The following is a 14,077-nucleotide window of genomic DNA, read 5'->3' as shown; positions in this document are numbered from 1 at the left end:
AGTCCACGTAGAAGCTAAGTCCGGAGCGTCCGTGCTTTGACCATCAGGAACAGGCCGTAGGCGATGAGCCCCAGCGCAACAGCTGCCAACAAGTACACCCCATACGGCTGTTCCCGCAGGGCTTTCAAGCTGCCATCGAGTCCGGTTGACTGCTCAGGCTCGGCACGGACCGTAGCGATAACCACCAGCAGGCCCACCAGGAAAAGGGCGATCCCCTTGGCTATGTAGCCCACCACGCCAACACCGAGCTGGAATTTGCGCACGGATTGGTGGGAGGACAGCGAGAGGTCCTTGGTGAATTTCTGCCGAAAGCCCCGCACTGCGAACACAATGCCCGTGATCGCGATGCCGGCACCGATGGCGATCAGCAGGAACATCCCGAACGGGGCCTTCATGAGTGTGACGGTGTAGTCGCTGGTGGACTCCCTGCTGTTCTGGCCCTTGCCAGCGACGAACGAGACGATGGTGGCGGCAAGGCCGGCGAAGACGATCGCCTGCCCTACGGCGGAGAGTCTCTTGGTGAGCTTGTTGCCCACGCCGCCCCGGAAGCCGAGTATCGCGTTACCAAGTTGCCACAATGCCAGCGCCGCGCACGCTGCGAAGCAGGCCCAGAGCAGGAACGGACCGGCCGGTTGGCGGGCCAGCTCCGTCACCGCTCCGCTGACATCGGCCTCACCGCCGCGGCCCACTGCCAGTTGCAGGGCGATGACACCGATCAGCAGGTGCAGCAGTCCACTCACCACGTAGCCGGCCCGGGCAACAGCGGCAAAGGTACGCGAATTCGCGGCTTCCTCGGCCACACCAGCGGCCTTCCTCATCTCTTCCTTGATGACAAGCCTCCTTATTTTCGAGCTGGACTCCATCGTCGCTTAAACGACGCCGGGCGGGCACCTTTCCGAAGGAAAAGGTGCCCGCCCGGTTCAAAGTTGTTGGGCCCTAGAACCCGACGACCGATTGCGGCCAGATGCTCCGAAGCCCCACGCCAAGGGGGTTGAACTGCTCACGAACGGCCACCACGGCACGGTTCTGGCCCAGGACCTCCCCAGCATGGCGGACTGCCTCGGCAGTTCCCGACAGGGAATCGCGGGCAATGCCGGCGTTTGCGGACTTGCTGGAGATCTGGTCAGTCATTTCGGTGGTCCTTCCTGGAAGCTCCCATCAGCAGATTGGCTGATGTTTCAACCATCGGATGGACTGCTCAAGAAGGACGCCGGGTCATCTCAAGATTCGCTCAAGATTCGCTCCCGCGCCTCAGAAGGCGAACGACACCTCCAAAACCTGTCCCGAACCCAAGGCAAGGCGCGCGCCGATGCGGCTGTCGTCGTCGAGCACGTCAAAAACTGGACGCCCGACGGCGGGAGGAACCCAGGCAGGAGGCTCACCACCGAGGTACACCAGTGAAGCGAAGCAGCTGCGTTTGCCGGACAGCTGGCCTTCCAGATAGCCGCATGCGGCCAGCTCGCCCAATGGCGACGCGCCTTCCGCCCGGTAGGTTCCGACGCCCGTATAGCCGTAAAGGGGCCATATGGCGGTGTGAAGCCGGCCGTCGCTGAGCACACCATCCCGGTTCTCCACGGGGCGGCTACCGGCCAGCGCGTAGCCGCCATCGCGGACGGCCAGGCCAGAGGCAACATGGGACACCACGGCGTGGACCCGAAGTTCGTACCCGCCTGCCGCGGCCGTTCCCGTCGCGACCCGCCAGGGTGAATCGGCGGGGTCGTCGGTGTCATCCCACACGGGGGCATGCCAACTGGCTGCCTGTTGATGCCAGGCCTTGGGGCGGTGGATCTTCGCCCGGCGGCTGGGCGTGCCGGAGTCATTGAGGACAGCGAAGTGGTTGTCGACCGGGTGCGTGGTGAATAGTGGCGCCGTGTGGCTTGAGTAGGCGAGGCGGCGGTACAGGGGATCGTCCGGACCCGGCGCGTAGTACTTGTCGCTGCCGTGGTTGAGCAGACGGGCAATGCCGTCAGCGGCAGTGGAGTGGAGCAGGTAGTTGGGCGCCTCTGCGTGCTTCAGGCCGTCATCCCCCTCGAACGGAGATGGTTCCTCGACGGCGGTCCACACCGGGTGGTCGGCGGGCAGGAGCAATCCTACGAACGCCTTGGACGTCCAGTACGGCGAAGCGGGGCCCGAGTATCCCTGGGTCATTGGCTCGAAAGCGCCGAACCACCCAAGTGACGGCAGGCCGTCGTCGTAAGCGCCGCCGTCGAGGAAGTACTTCGCCGCGCCGCTGGCGATCCTACGGGTCTGGCCGGGGTTGAGCGGCGTCGCGGCGATCGCCTCACCCATGAAGAGGGGCGCCACCGCGGCGTAGCGGTAGATCAGCGAACGGCCTTGGAAAATCGGGGCGCCGTTGGAACCGAAGAACCTGACGTGGTCCTCCAGGAAAGCCGCGAGCCGGGTCCGATAGAGGTCCAGGCGGCGGTCGGCTTCAGGGTACCGGCCGGCAGCGAATTCGGCCCAGAGGATGGGGTAGAGGTGCATGGCCCAGCCGCAGTAGTAATCGAAGAAATCGCCGGTACCGCCGTTGTCCCCGTCCCTGTACCACCCTCCGCCGGCGTACCAGTCCTCCAGGCGCTGCAGGCCGTGTTCGATCTGGCGTTCGTTGTGCTCGAACCCGGCACCGGCCAGGAACTCGGCGATCATCACTTGGAAGAGCACCCAGTTGTTGTCCACACAGGTGCTGCGCGAGGAGCCCTGCAGCCAGGCGGCAACCTGCGCCTGTTCGTCGCCGCCGAGGGTGTCCCACAGCCAGGCCTTGGTGATCTGGAGCCCAAGGACGATGGATGCAGCCTCCACCATGGGTTGCGAGCGATCAGTAATCGGCAACCACGCTTCAGGTCCGTCCCCTTGGGTCCCCTGAAGCAGGCCCTCGCGGTAAAGGTCCACATGGCCGTGGGGGTCATCGCCGCCCTCGCCCGCCACGCGGAAAGCCGCCAGCAGGAACGTTCGGGCGAAACCTTCCAGGCCGTCGGACACAACTCCCGACGACGACGGGCGGCCGCCCAGCCGGATTGTCGCCTTGCGGGGTGAAAAGTAGGGGCGAACCGCGAGCAACTGCTGATCCGCGAGGGCCAGCCAGTGCTCCCGCGTCCATCCAGTGATGGGGCTGAGGTCGAAATCCGGGGCGGGCATGGTGAAGCCGATGGCCATGAGTCTCCTGCGGGGGCGTAGTTCCAGCTTCATTACAGTAGGTTGTCCGCAGCTGGATCGGAGTGAGTTGAACAATAGTGAACGACTAAAGAGTGATGCAGCTCACACAAAAGTCACCGTGAGGATCCTTCACTTCGTTGCGTCCTATTCATGACGGCGCAAAAGAACGCCGCACACAACGGACAGGAGTGATTGCCATGACGATCCAGACCCACACCCCCGCAGACGTCCCCGCAAAGAACACCCCGGCGCCCATCCAGGACAAGCCAATCCAGGACAAGGGCAAGGACGGCCGTGGCGCCACCACAGTGGCCGACGGCGTCGTAGCCAAGATCGCCGGCATCGCCATCCAGGAAATCCCCGGCGTCCATGCCCTGGGCGGCGGCGCGGCCCGGGCCATCGGCAACCTCCGCGAAAAGGTTGGCCAGAAGGACCTCACGCAGGGTGTCAGCGTAGAAGTTGGCCAAACCCAGGTGGCCGTGGACGTCACCCTGGTTGTTGAATACCCCCACCCGCTCCAGGAAGTCGCAGACAACGCCCGCGACGCCGTTTACACGGCCATCGAGGACCTGGTGGGCATGGAAGTCACCGAAGTGAACGTCACCATCACGGATATCCATGTGCCGTCCGAGGATTCCGACGCCGATGATGCCACGCGTGAGCCGAGGGTCGCATGAGCCCCACAGTTACGGGCATGGCCGTAGGAGCGGTCCTGGCACTGGCCGGCTTGGCCTTCGGATTCTGGGGGCTGCTGCTGACGGCGTTGTTCGTAGGAATCGGAGCCGTGCTGGGCCGCTCCGCCGAGGGAAAGCTTGACCTGGGCGGGGTGCTGGATGCCCTGCGGGGCAAGCGCTCCTCCTCATGATCAGCGAAGCCGGTGGCCCGGCACCGGAGAACAACGCCGGGAACGAAGCCGGGCACAGGGCCGGGCACACCCGAATTGCCCGGACCGCGCTCCGCAAAACGGTGGAAACCATCACGGCCCGCGCTTTCCAGGTAGGCGGGAGCAACGTCACGGCTGAACTGGACGACGACTCCGGCAGGCTCGGCGTCAGGGTTTCAGTCCAGCTTGCGCTCCCGCCCCTGTTGGGGCCCCGGCCGGATGCGGGCACAGCCCTGGACGGCAAAGCAACGCATGGCACCGTGTTCGAGAAGGCCCAAGCCGCGCGGACAGAGCTGGTGGCCCGCAGCCTGGAACTCACCGGCATGGAACTTGGCCGCGTCGACATCCGGCTCACTGGATCCAAGCAGGCACAGTTGAAGGAAAGTCACTCCACGGAAAGGAGGGTGCAGTGAAGCAGGACCGAGTCATCCGGCGCATGATCCGCAGGGACACACATTCTTCAAGGTCCATCCCGTCCGTGGTGGCGGCCTCCCTTCTTCTGATCACGTTCCTCTGGCTGGCGCTGGAATCCGTGCTGTGGCTGCTCATGGACCAGCCCTTGCTTGCCAGCCCCGCCCAGCTGCGGAAGTGGCTGCTTGACCTTCCCGCCAACACCATCCCGGCGGGCATGACCGCAGCTGGCGTTGGCTTGGGAATTCTGGGGCTGCTGATCATCGGCATAGCGGTCGGCAAGGGACGCCGGCCCAGGCGCGCCCTGGCCAGCGACCGCACGGCAACGGTTGTCGATGACGATGTCATCGCCGCAGCCGTGTCCAGCAAGGCCCGGCTTGCCGCGGGCTTGGCGCCAGGGCAGGTGACCACCACCGTCGGCGGACGGTCCGTACGCGTCCAGGTGCGTCCGACGTCGGGCGTTCCCCTGAACCTTGAGTCCATCAAAACAGCGCTCGACGGCGAACTGGCCGCCTATGCGCTGGATCGGCCGGTCAAGCACAGCGTACGGGTATTGAACGAAGGAGCAGTGGGGCAATGAGAAGGACCAACCGTGCAGTGAACCGCATCCTGCTCACCGTGGTGGGGCTGGCCCTGCTGGGCACCGGAGCCGCACTCATCGCGGCCGGAACCCTGCCGGGAGCAGCGGATACCTGGCGGGCCATTGGTTCTACCCTGACGGATCAAGCCCGCACCCTCTCCAGCACCGCTCTCTTACCTGAACCGGCGAGAAGCTGGTGGCTGGTGGCCGGCGTTGCGGCGCTGCTGCTGGGCGCCGTACTCAGCGCCGCTTGGCTGGCATCCCAGGGCGGCGGCCGGACACCCCGCCTGGCAGAGCAAGCCGACGGGAGCAACGGCCGAACCGTGGTGGACGTTGGACTCATCTCCGCAGCAGTCCACCAAGCCCTGAACGGCAACAAGAACGTCCTGGCTGCTTCAGTCTCCGCTTGGGAATCACGGAGCGGGACGGCGCTGCGGCTCCGCATGCAAGCGCGCAAGGGAACCTCACCCAGGGAGCTTGCCGACACCGCCGAAGAACTCATCCAAGGAATCGACGCCTGGCTGGGCCATCCAATACCGGTCCTGGTCCGAATCACCAGCGGCGCCCGGACCCGGGTGTCCGGTTCCCGTCGTACCCGGTGACCGTCTCTCATCAGTCACCGCAGTGAAACAGCTTTCCACCGAATAAAAACCGGCACGGCCCTCAAAGGCCGTGCACAACAAGAAAAGGGAACACCATGGGTATCAACGACAAGATCAACAACGCAGCCACCGAGCACCTCGGTGCCGCCAAGGAAGGCGCAGGAAAGCTCACGGGCGATCAGGCGCTGGAGCGCGAGGGCCAGCAGGACCAAGCACAGGCCAAGCTCCAGCAGGCCGGCGAAAAGGTCAAGGACGCTGCAGCGGACATCAGCGAAAACATCAAGGATGCCGCCCAGAAGCTCAAAGAAGGTTTCACCAAGAAGTAAGACCGGGTCGGGACGGTTCCACCGGCATACGGAACCGTCCCGAACCTACCGCCTCGATTCACTATCCAAGATTCAGACTCAAGTCCACCGTGTACTGGGAAGGCAGGAAACGTGACTGGTTCACCCGCGGCGCAGCACCAACTGGACCTGGTTCCCGATGCTTTGCTGGCAGGCAGGGCCGCAGATGGTGACACGGCCGCTTTCGAGGCCCTCGCCAGACGCCACGGCCCCCTGATGCGGGCCACGGCCCGTCGGTTGACCGGCTCACTGGCCGACGCCGACGACGTCGTCCAGGAAACACTCGTCCAGGCCTGGAAACAACTGGACAGCTTGCGGGACCCGGCTGCGGTAAAGGGTTGGTTGCTTCGCATCGTTGGCAGCCGCAGCATCGACCACCTCCGGAAGCGCCGCAACCACGCGGACCTTGGCGACGTGGAAAACACAGTGGATTCCACTTCCCCGCCCAGGAACAAGGACCCGGAAACCAACGCCGTCAACAGCTCCCGAATCGAGGCCCTGAAGGCGGCGCTCTCCAAGCTTCCAGAGGAGCAGCGGCGTTGTTGGGTGCTCAAGGAGTTCAATGACCAAAGCTACGAGGAAATTGCGCTGACACTGAACATCAGCCCAGCCAGTGTCCGCGGCCGCCTGGCCCGGGCACGGATCACTCTTGCGCGCACCATGGAGGAATGGCGATGAACACCACCAGCGACACCCTCGAATGCGGCCACAGCCTCGCGGAGCTGAGCGCCTACTTGGACACTGGACAGATTGCAGATCCGGTCCACCTGGAAACATGCCCCGAATGCCAGGCCGGCTTGGCCTCGCTGCGTCACCTCTCCGAGCTGGGACGCGAACTGCTCAGCTCCGACGTGGCGGATGCCGGCTCCGGCACGGACGACTGGATGCAGTCCATCCTGGACAACCTCCGGCTGGAGTTACGGCCGGGACGGAGCATTCCTTTGCAGTCCGGGAACCCCAACGACACTCTGTGGGAAACGGAAGGATCCATCTCCGCACTCATCCGTTCCGTAGCCGACGCCCTTCCGGGAACAGCCGCCGGCAAATGCCGCCTGCACGGAGACGTCACCACACCCGGAGCCGGGATCACCGTGGACGTGGAAGTAGCAGTCGTTTACGGACACCCCATGGAAGAACGTGCCGCCACGCTTCGCCAGGAGCTGGCAGAAACCCTGGCTGCCCATACTGAACTGACCATCCAAGCCATCAACATCACTGTCACCGATGTGCTGGAGCCGCCCAAGCCAGCAAGCCCTGCAGATGCCACTACCCCTGCAGATCCCATGACCAAGGAGCAGCCATGACCGAGCCTTTGGAAGTCGGGGATGCCGCCCCCGCAAGTGTTTCGGGCACCTGGGTAGAGTTGGGCGGTTTGGCCGAACAGCTGCTCGGCGTGGTTCAGGCGGTGGAAGGTGTCAGCGCGGTCTACCCTGCCCAACCGCTGTGGCAGTCCATTGCCGGCGCCGCGTTGTCCGCCTTGACCGGGGAGACTCCTTCTCTGATCAGCCTCACTGACGATGCCGGGGTGCTCGCAGTAAAGATGCGGATCGCGGTGGCCACGTCCCGTCCGGCCCCGGTTGTGGCCCGCGAAGTAGCCGAAGCCGTGCGGCGGCACCTGCTCCCCCGGCCGGCCGCCGTCGAGGTCTCAGTGGTGAAGGTCGGCACATAAGGCGTCGTGGATCCGCGTCCGCACTCTGTTCTGGTTCATAATGAACAAACTGAACATAAGTGAACTTGATAGGCGGAGACCTGCATGCTGTCCGAGGATCGTCAACAGCTCATCCTGAGGGAGCTGGCTCTGCATGGCTCCCTCAATGCCGGGGAATTCGCGGCCAAACTGGGGACATCGGGGATGACTGTCCGGCGTGATCTCGCTGTGCTCGCCGAGCAAGGCCTGCTGGAGCGTGTGCATGGCGGCGCTGTCTCCACCGGCGGTAAGCCCGCTGGCCCTGCGGCCCCGCAGTCGACGTCGTGGCGTCCCGGCGGACGGCGTCCGTTGGCGACGATCGGCATGATCGTTCCATCGGCGTCGTACTACTTTCCGGGCGTGATCCGCGGCGCCGAGGCCGCCGCGCAGGAAGCTGGCGTGCGGTTGGTGCTGGGGGTTTCCAACTACTCCGCTGCCGAGGAGCGACGGCAGCTGCGGCGGCTCTACGATCACGGGGTCGACGGAATCCTCATCACCCCCAGCGAGCAATCGTTGGCCAAAACCGAAACGCTGGACCTCTTGGCGGAATCGGAGGTGCCAGTGGTGGTGGTGGAGCGGTCCATCGACGACGCACTGGACCACGGCCGGCTCGAATCAGTCCGGAGCGACCATGTGCGCGGCTCGGAGATAGCGGTGAACCACCTGCTGGGACTCGGCCACCAGAGGATCGCCATCTGCCTGCGCGAGAACAGTCCTACGGCGTCGCAGCTCATTGATGGATTCCACATCGCCATGCAGCGCGCCGGACACCCCCACGACGACTCGATGGTGCGTGCCATGTCCCGTGCGCAGAATGATCCGCAAGCCCACCGTGAGCTGATGAACGGGATCCTGGATTGGTGCGCCTCGACGGGAGTGACGGCCGCTGTTGTCCACACCGATGAGGATGCCCTCCAGTTTGTGAGCGCATGCCTGGAACGGCAGGTCCGAGTGCCGGAAGACTTCGCGATCGTTTCCTACGATGACGAGATCGCGGCGCTCGGGGCCGTCCCGCTCACCGCCGTGGCACCGCCGAAATACGACGTCGGCCACCAGGCGTTGGTGATGTGCCTGAACCGGATAGGGGGAAGGCGTGGGAGCACTTCAGCGCTTCAACGCGTGAACCTGTCCCCCGCCCTGGTGGTGAGGGACTCAACGCAGGCCTAGTCCCCGCCAGGACGGCGGGCTCAGGATTGTTTACTTCTGTTCACTTCATTGCTGATGTTCATTTTTGTGGATTTCATGGTGCGTAGTCCAAAGGTGCCCCAGAGCACACCACGACTTCGCATCGTGAACTTCAAAGGAGAACAGAATGAAGCGTCGCCAGCTTCTACTCGGAGCAGTCAGCCTGATGGCAAGTGCTGCCCTCATCACCGGCTGTGGCAGTTCCCCGGCCGCCACACCAGCCCCCACCCCCACCGAAGACCCCTCCGGCACCATCACCTTCTGGTCGTCCATGGCGGGCATGGACAAGGTGGCCGAGGCGTTCAACGCCAGCCAGAACAAGATCAAGGTCACCTTCGAAACCATCCCCAACGGCGGCGCTGGCGGCTACGCCAAGCTCTCCACCGCCATCACGGCAGGCAACGGCCCGGATGTTGCCACGATCGAATACCCGCAACTGCCCCAGTTCGTCAGCAATGGCCAACTGCAGCCTTTGGACGGCTTCATCAACAAGGCCGAAACCGTAGACAAGCTCACTGACGAGACCAAAGCTTTGGTCCAGTTCGGCGACGCAACCTACGCACTCCCTTACGATGCCGCGCCCATGATCATGTGGTACCGCAAGGACATGCTGGACAAAGCCGGTGCAGGAGTCCCCAAGACCTGGCAGGAATTCGAAGAAGCCGGCAAGAAGATCAAGGCCGTAGCACCGGAAGCGCACCTCGCCAGCTTCAACCCGAACGAAGCCGCGCTGACCGCAGCCCTGTCCTGGCAGGCCGGCGCCAAGTGGTTCGGCACTGAAGGCGACAGCTGGAAGGTAGGCGTCAATGACGAAGCCACACAGAAAGTGGCCAACTACTGGCAGAAGCTGATCGACCAGAAGATCGTCAAGGTCCAGCAGTCCTTCAGCGACGAGTGGTCGGCAGACTTGGCGAGCGGCGCCGTCGTCGGCGTCCTTGGCGCCAACTGGAGCGCAACCGGCATCCAGAAACGCACGGAAGCCAGCGGCCAAAAGGGCCAGTGGATCGCGGCCGAGGTGCCCAACTGGGGAACACCGGCAGACGCTTTCTACGGCGGTTCCAGCTTCAACATCACCAAGAGCAGCAAGAACCCGGCCGCTGCGGCCAAGTTCATCGAGTTCCTGGCCACCAGCAAGGACGCCATCACAGCCCGCGGCAACACCGGCTCCGCGTTCCTCGCTTTCCCGGGCCTGACACCAGTAGCGCAGAAGGCGTTCGATTCCAGCTACTTTGGCAACGACATCTACTCGGTCTTCGACAAGGCCTACGCCTCCATCACTCCTGGTTGGCAGTGGGGCCCCAACTGGGACATCACCAACACCGCCCTCAAGGACGCCTACGGAAAACTGACCAGCGGCGGCAAGGTCCTGGAAGCCGTGGACACGGCGCAGAGCGCCACGGTGGCCGGACTCAAGCAGAACGGCCTCTCCGTCAAGGAGTAGGCCCGCACGGTGGGGCGGCTTCGTGACTGCGATGCCGCCCCGCCAGCGAGGAGATTAATCATGGTCACCCAAGCACCCACCAAGCCGTCCATCACCGGCCAACCCAAGGTTCGGACACAGCGTAAGCCCCGCGCCATGTCCGGAACCGGGGGCCGCACCGCCGCACTGTTCCTGACACCCTTCTTCACGATTTTCGCCCTCGCAATGGTTGCGCCGGTCATCTACGCGATCGTGCTCAGCTTCTTCGCACAGCAAAAGTCCGGATTGGGCTTTGGCGAGGCCAAGACGTCGTTTGTGGGCTTGGAAAACTATTTGCAGGTCCTGCAGTCCGAGAGCTTCGTCGGCGGCATTGGCCGCCTCGCCTTGTACTGCCTGCTCTACATCCCCTGCATGGTGGGTGGTGCCCTGGCGTTTGCCCTCCTGATGGACGCAGCAGTCGCCCGGGCACGGAAGCTCTTCCAGCTCCTGGTCTTCCTCCCCCACGCAGTGCCCGGCGTCATCGCAGCGCTGATCTGGGCATACCTCTACACGCCCGGCGTCAGCCCGATCGTCTCCGTCCTGGAAACCGGCGGAATCTCCCTGAACTTCCTGGACAACCAGATGATCCTGCCTTCCATCGTGAACATCGCCGTCTGGGAGTGGACGGGCTACAACGTGATTGTGCTCTTCACCGCGCTGCAGGCTGTTCCGAGGGAGATCCTGGAGGCCGCCCGCGTGGACGGCGCCGGCGAAATCCGTGCAGCCATCAGCATCAAGTTGCCCCTGATCCTGCCTGCGTTGAGCGTGATCATGCTCTTCACGGTGATTGGCACGCTCCAGCTGTTCACCGAGCCGTCCATCATCTCCAAGGCCACGGCGTCAGTCACCAGCACCTGGGTTCCGAACATGTGGGCCTACGACGCCGCCTTCAACCGCCATAACCTCAACCAGGCCGCGGCCGCCTCCATCATCATCGCGCTCATGGCCGCCGTACTGTCCTGGGCCGTTACCCGCTTCAGCTCGAGGAACAAAGCATGAGTACCTCTACGATGTCCCGCGACCACACCTCAACACCGGCACCCACGCCCAGGCGCCGCCGACCGATTGCCCGGGCCGGCGGCTTCGGAAGCACTTTCACGGTAAACGCGTTGCTGATCCTGGGCTGCGCCTACATGGTCCTCCCCGTGGTGTGGCTGTTCTTCGCTTCCACCAAGAACACCGCGGACCTCTACGGCACAGCCGCCTACGCCTTGGGAGAGCCGGCGTTCTTTGAGAACATCATGGCGGTCCTGAACCAGGATGGTGGAATGTTCCTCCGCTGGATGGCCAACTCCATGTTCTATGCAGCATTCGGAGCGATCCTTGGCGGCCTCATCTCCGTCATGGCCGGCTATGCCTTCGACAAATTCCAGTTCCGGGGCAAGGATTCCTTCTTCGGAATCGTCCTGGTGGGCGTGCTGATTCCCAACACGGCAACTGTGCTCCCCATGTACCTGCTGGCCTCGGTCTTCGGCATCACCAACACCATCTGGGCCATCCTCATCCCTGTGCTGTGCAACCCCTTCGGCGTGTACCTGGCCAGGGTCTACTCGGCGGCGTACGTTCCGGCGGAAACGCTTGAGGCCGCGCGCGTTGATGGCGCCGGACCCATCCGGTCCTTCTTCTCCCTGGGGCTTCCCATGATGATGCCCGGCTACATCACCATCGCCTTGTTCCAGTTCGTGGGCGTATGGAACAACTTCATGCTTCCGCTGGTAATGCTCCAGGACCAGAAACTGCTGCCCGTGAGCGTCGGCATTTCCATCTGGCAGGGCTACTCCATTCCCCAACCCGAATTCACGCCCATGGTCATCACGGGTTCGCTGCTGTCCATCATTCCCTTGCTGGTGGCCTTCATCATGCTGCAGCGGTTCTGGAAGTCCGGACTGACAGCGGGGAGCGTCAAATGAGTTTGAATGTTGCCTTGGCCATGCCGTCCCACACGGCGCGGGCGGTGTTTCCGCCGCGGAGCCTGGACCCGTTGGAGCCCGCACTGACGCTCTTGAGCCGGGAACCCATCCAGGACTTCACCTCAGCGGAGGGCCGCTCCACCCTGGCAGAGGCAGACATCCTCCTCACCGGCTGGGGCTGCCCAGTGATCGACCACGCCGTCCTCGATGCAGCACCCCGCCTGCGCTACGTCCTGCATGCCGCAGGCAGCGTCAAACACCATATCGGCGACGCCTGCTGGGAACGCGGCATCCAGATCAGCTCCGCGGCCGATGCCAACGCCATCCCGGTGGCCGAGTACACCGTGGCCATGATCATCCTGGCCAACAAGCGGGTCCTCCAGATCGCCCGTGCCCTGCACACCACCCGGACCGATGTCCTGGCGGAGCAGCTGTTCCCGGACATGGGCAACTACCGCAAGCGCGTGGGCATCATCGGCGCCTCAAAAATCGGCCGGCACGTCATCCGGCTTCTAGCCCCCTACGATCTGGATGTCGTGGTTGCCGACCCCTACCTCTCCCCCGAGGAAGCCAGCGTTCTGGGGGTCGGGCTGGTCACGCTGGATGAACTCGTGGCGGGCAGCGACGTGGTCAGCCTCCACGCGCCGTCGTTGCCGTCCACCAAGAACCTCGTGGATGCCGGACTGATCGCACGGATGCGGCCGGGCACCACGTTCATCAACACGGCACGCGGTGAGCTGGTCGATCAGGACGCGCTGCTTGCCCGGGTGGAGAAGGGCGACCTTTACGCGGTCCTGGACGTAACAACACCCTGGGTACTCCCCTCTGATTCCCGGTTCTACACGCACCCCAACGTGCTGCTCACTCCGCACGTTGCGGGGTCCCTCGGCAACGAGCTTGAGCGTATGGCGGCGAGCGCCGTGGAGGAGGCATTGCGTCTGTCCCGCGGCGAACAGTTGCAGTTCCGGGTGAAGCTGGAGGACCTGGCGTTCACGGCGTAGGTGACCCGGGAGCGTCCTGACGCAAGGGCACGACGGCGACGTCCCGCCGTCGTGCGCTTGTTTCGTTGTGTTTGATGCGGCTTAGCGCGCGTCCTTCTTGGCTTGGCGTTGGGCACCCTGCGAGCGGCTGGACGCGTCCCGCTTCACTCCGCCCGTGGTTTTCTGGTGCGACCGGGCCCGCCCCGAACCAGTGCCGGACTTGGTACCTGTTCCTGAGCTGTCCGGCCCGGATGATTTGCCTGCGCTGGCGCGTTCCAGCCGCTCGTCCTTCAGCTCCTCGGCGGCCTCGTGGGCCACGCGGGCAAGTTCTGTGCTGACGATCGAGAGCGCTTCTTCGAACACAAAGGCCCGGGCCCGGGCTTTGTCTGACTTGTTCGCCGCGGCTCCACGTCCACCAGCCTCCAGGACTTCATCGGCCGCTTTGCGTCGATAGTTGGTGGTGTATTTGTTGCGGGCCCGCCGTACCCGTTTATGCAAACTGAGCAGGCCTTCCTCGTCGAGCAGCTCAAGCCTGGCCGGCTCCAATTCGCGAATCAAATCAAGTTGATCTTGCTTCAACACCCACAGATATTGGTCCATTCGCCGATAATTCCATACCTCCCTTCCAGGGGATAGGGAGTTGGGGAGTTCTCACTCGAAGAGGGGGATGAATCCCGTGTTACTCGAAGAGCTCCGGCGAGGCGGTGAGTGCAACATATGCACGCTAAACAACCGCAACGACGCTTCCTCAACAGAAACATCCGGCCACAGAGCATCCCTATCCGACTCAGGCACCTGAATGCGATCCCATAACTCATCCGGCTCCAGGGGCATCCTGAAAGTTCTGGAACTCCCGCGATCATCGGTGAATATAATTTCGAAT

The 14,077-nt window shown here is 63.8% G+C and carries 18 protein-coding genes; 14 read left to right on the top strand and 4 right to left on the bottom strand.

Translation table 11 applies throughout. From position 1 onward, the window contains the following. Positions 1-14: 14 nt before the first annotated feature. From ACSSVG_RS11680 to ACSSVG_RS11670, 3 genes are all read right to left on the bottom strand, one after another. Complete coding sequence (locus ACSSVG_RS11680) at positions 15-818, bottom strand: DUF1206 domain-containing protein (protein ID WP_231340865.1); 804 nt, start codon at positions 816-818, stop codon at positions 15-17. Between the two features lie 118 nt (positions 819-936). Further along, on the bottom strand, positions 937-1,131 hold the full coding sequence (locus ACSSVG_RS11675) for a hypothetical protein (protein ID WP_492419056.1): 195 nt from the start codon (positions 1,129-1,131) through the stop codon (positions 937-939). A gap of 120 nt (positions 1,132-1,251) precedes the next feature. Next, positions 1,252-3,186: a DUF2264 domain-containing protein gene (locus ACSSVG_RS11670; RefSeq protein WP_492419054.1), complete on the bottom strand. Its 1,935-nt coding sequence runs from the start codon at positions 3,184-3,186 to the stop codon at positions 1,252-1,254. A 164-nt stretch (positions 3,187-3,350) separates the two neighbouring features. On the opposite strand from ACSSVG_RS11670, the gene ACSSVG_RS11665 reads away from it, so the two are divergent. From ACSSVG_RS11665 to ACSSVG_RS11600, 14 genes are all read left to right on the top strand, one after another. Further along, a complete protein-coding gene (locus tag ACSSVG_RS11665) occupies positions 3,351-3,830 on the top strand; it encodes an Asp23/Gls24 family envelope stress response protein (RefSeq protein ID WP_231340862.1) in 480 nt (159 codons plus the stop codon). Continuing rightward, the gene (locus tag ACSSVG_RS11660; RefSeq protein ID WP_024818603.1) at positions 3,827-4,018 is read left to right on the top strand and encodes a DUF2273 domain-containing protein; all 192 of its coding nucleotides are present in this window, start codon (positions 3,827-3,829) and stop codon (positions 4,016-4,018) included. The genes ACSSVG_RS11665 and ACSSVG_RS11660 overlap by 4 nt, the downstream gene beginning before the upstream one ends. Beyond that, positions 4,015-4,449 (top strand): hypothetical protein, encoded by a 435-nt coding sequence (locus ACSSVG_RS11655; RefSeq protein WP_492419052.1) that lies wholly within the window; start codon positions 4,015-4,017, stop codon positions 4,447-4,449. Before ACSSVG_RS11660 ends, ACSSVG_RS11655 begins: the two co-directional genes overlap by 4 nt. Then, positions 4,446-5,027 (top strand): hypothetical protein, encoded by a 582-nt coding sequence (locus ACSSVG_RS11650; RefSeq protein WP_492419050.1) that lies wholly within the window; start codon positions 4,446-4,448, stop codon positions 5,025-5,027. The genes ACSSVG_RS11655 and ACSSVG_RS11650 overlap by 4 nt, the downstream gene beginning before the upstream one ends. Beyond that, positions 5,024-5,629 carry a hypothetical protein gene (locus ACSSVG_RS11645; protein ID WP_231340859.1) on the top strand — a complete coding sequence of 202 codons (606 nt, stop codon included), beginning with the start codon at positions 5,024-5,026 and terminating at the stop codon, positions 5,627-5,629. Before ACSSVG_RS11650 ends, ACSSVG_RS11645 begins: the two co-directional genes overlap by 4 nt. A gap of 95 nt (positions 5,630-5,724) precedes the next feature. Further along, the gene (locus tag ACSSVG_RS11640; RefSeq protein ID WP_231340858.1) at positions 5,725-5,955 is read left to right on the top strand and encodes a CsbD family protein; all 231 of its coding nucleotides are present in this window, start codon (positions 5,725-5,727) and stop codon (positions 5,953-5,955) included. Positions 5,956-6,066: 111 nt separating this feature from the next. Continuing rightward, positions 6,067-6,651: an RNA polymerase sigma factor gene (locus ACSSVG_RS11635; RefSeq protein ID WP_492419048.1), complete on the top strand. Its 585-nt coding sequence runs from the start codon at positions 6,067-6,069 to the stop codon at positions 6,649-6,651. Continuing rightward, positions 6,648-7,277: an Asp23/Gls24 family envelope stress response protein gene (locus ACSSVG_RS11630; protein WP_492419046.1), complete on the top strand. Its 630-nt coding sequence runs from the start codon at positions 6,648-6,650 to the stop codon at positions 7,275-7,277. The genes ACSSVG_RS11635 and ACSSVG_RS11630 overlap by 4 nt, the downstream gene beginning before the upstream one ends. Then, positions 7,274-7,642 carry a hypothetical protein gene (locus ACSSVG_RS11625; RefSeq protein ID WP_253464981.1) on the top strand — a complete coding sequence of 123 codons (369 nt, stop codon included), beginning with the start codon at positions 7,274-7,276 and terminating at the stop codon, positions 7,640-7,642. The genes ACSSVG_RS11630 and ACSSVG_RS11625 overlap by 4 nt, the downstream gene beginning before the upstream one ends. Positions 7,643-7,726: 84 nt before the next feature. Continuing rightward, complete coding sequence (locus ACSSVG_RS11620; RefSeq protein WP_492419044.1) at positions 7,727-8,827, top strand: substrate-binding domain-containing protein; 1,101 nt, start codon at positions 7,727-7,729, stop codon at positions 8,825-8,827. Positions 8,828-8,972: 145 nt separating this feature from the next. Then, positions 8,973-10,286, top strand: a complete 1,314-nt coding sequence (locus ACSSVG_RS11615; protein ID WP_492419042.1) for an ABC transporter substrate-binding protein — start codon at positions 8,973-8,975, stop codon at positions 10,284-10,286. Between the two features lie 60 nt (positions 10,287-10,346). Further along, the gene (locus tag ACSSVG_RS11610; protein ID WP_231340852.1) at positions 10,347-11,303 is read left to right on the top strand and encodes a carbohydrate ABC transporter permease; all 957 of its coding nucleotides are present in this window, start codon (positions 10,347-10,349) and stop codon (positions 11,301-11,303) included. Beyond that, entirely contained in the window at positions 11,300-12,214 is a 915-nt protein-coding gene (locus tag ACSSVG_RS11605) for a carbohydrate ABC transporter permease (protein ID WP_492419040.1), read from the top strand. The genes ACSSVG_RS11610 and ACSSVG_RS11605 overlap by 4 nt, the downstream gene beginning before the upstream one ends. Continuing rightward, entirely contained in the window at positions 12,211-13,215 is a 1,005-nt protein-coding gene (locus tag ACSSVG_RS11600; RefSeq protein ID WP_492419038.1) for a hydroxyacid dehydrogenase, read from the top strand. Before ACSSVG_RS11605 ends, ACSSVG_RS11600 begins: the two co-directional genes overlap by 4 nt. Positions 13,216-13,296: 81 nt before the next feature. Here the strand turns inward: ACSSVG_RS11600 and ACSSVG_RS11595 are convergent, their stop codons facing one another. Further along, positions 13,297-13,776 carry a hypothetical protein gene (locus ACSSVG_RS11595; protein WP_492419036.1) on the bottom strand — a complete coding sequence of 160 codons (480 nt, stop codon included), beginning with the start codon at positions 13,774-13,776 and terminating at the stop codon, positions 13,297-13,299. Positions 13,777-14,077: the final 301 nt, after the last annotated feature.

It is taken from the genome of Paenarthrobacter sp. E2MeOHC11 (assembly GCF_058744955.1).
This window is presented reverse-complemented; position numbering and strand designations above follow the sequence as displayed.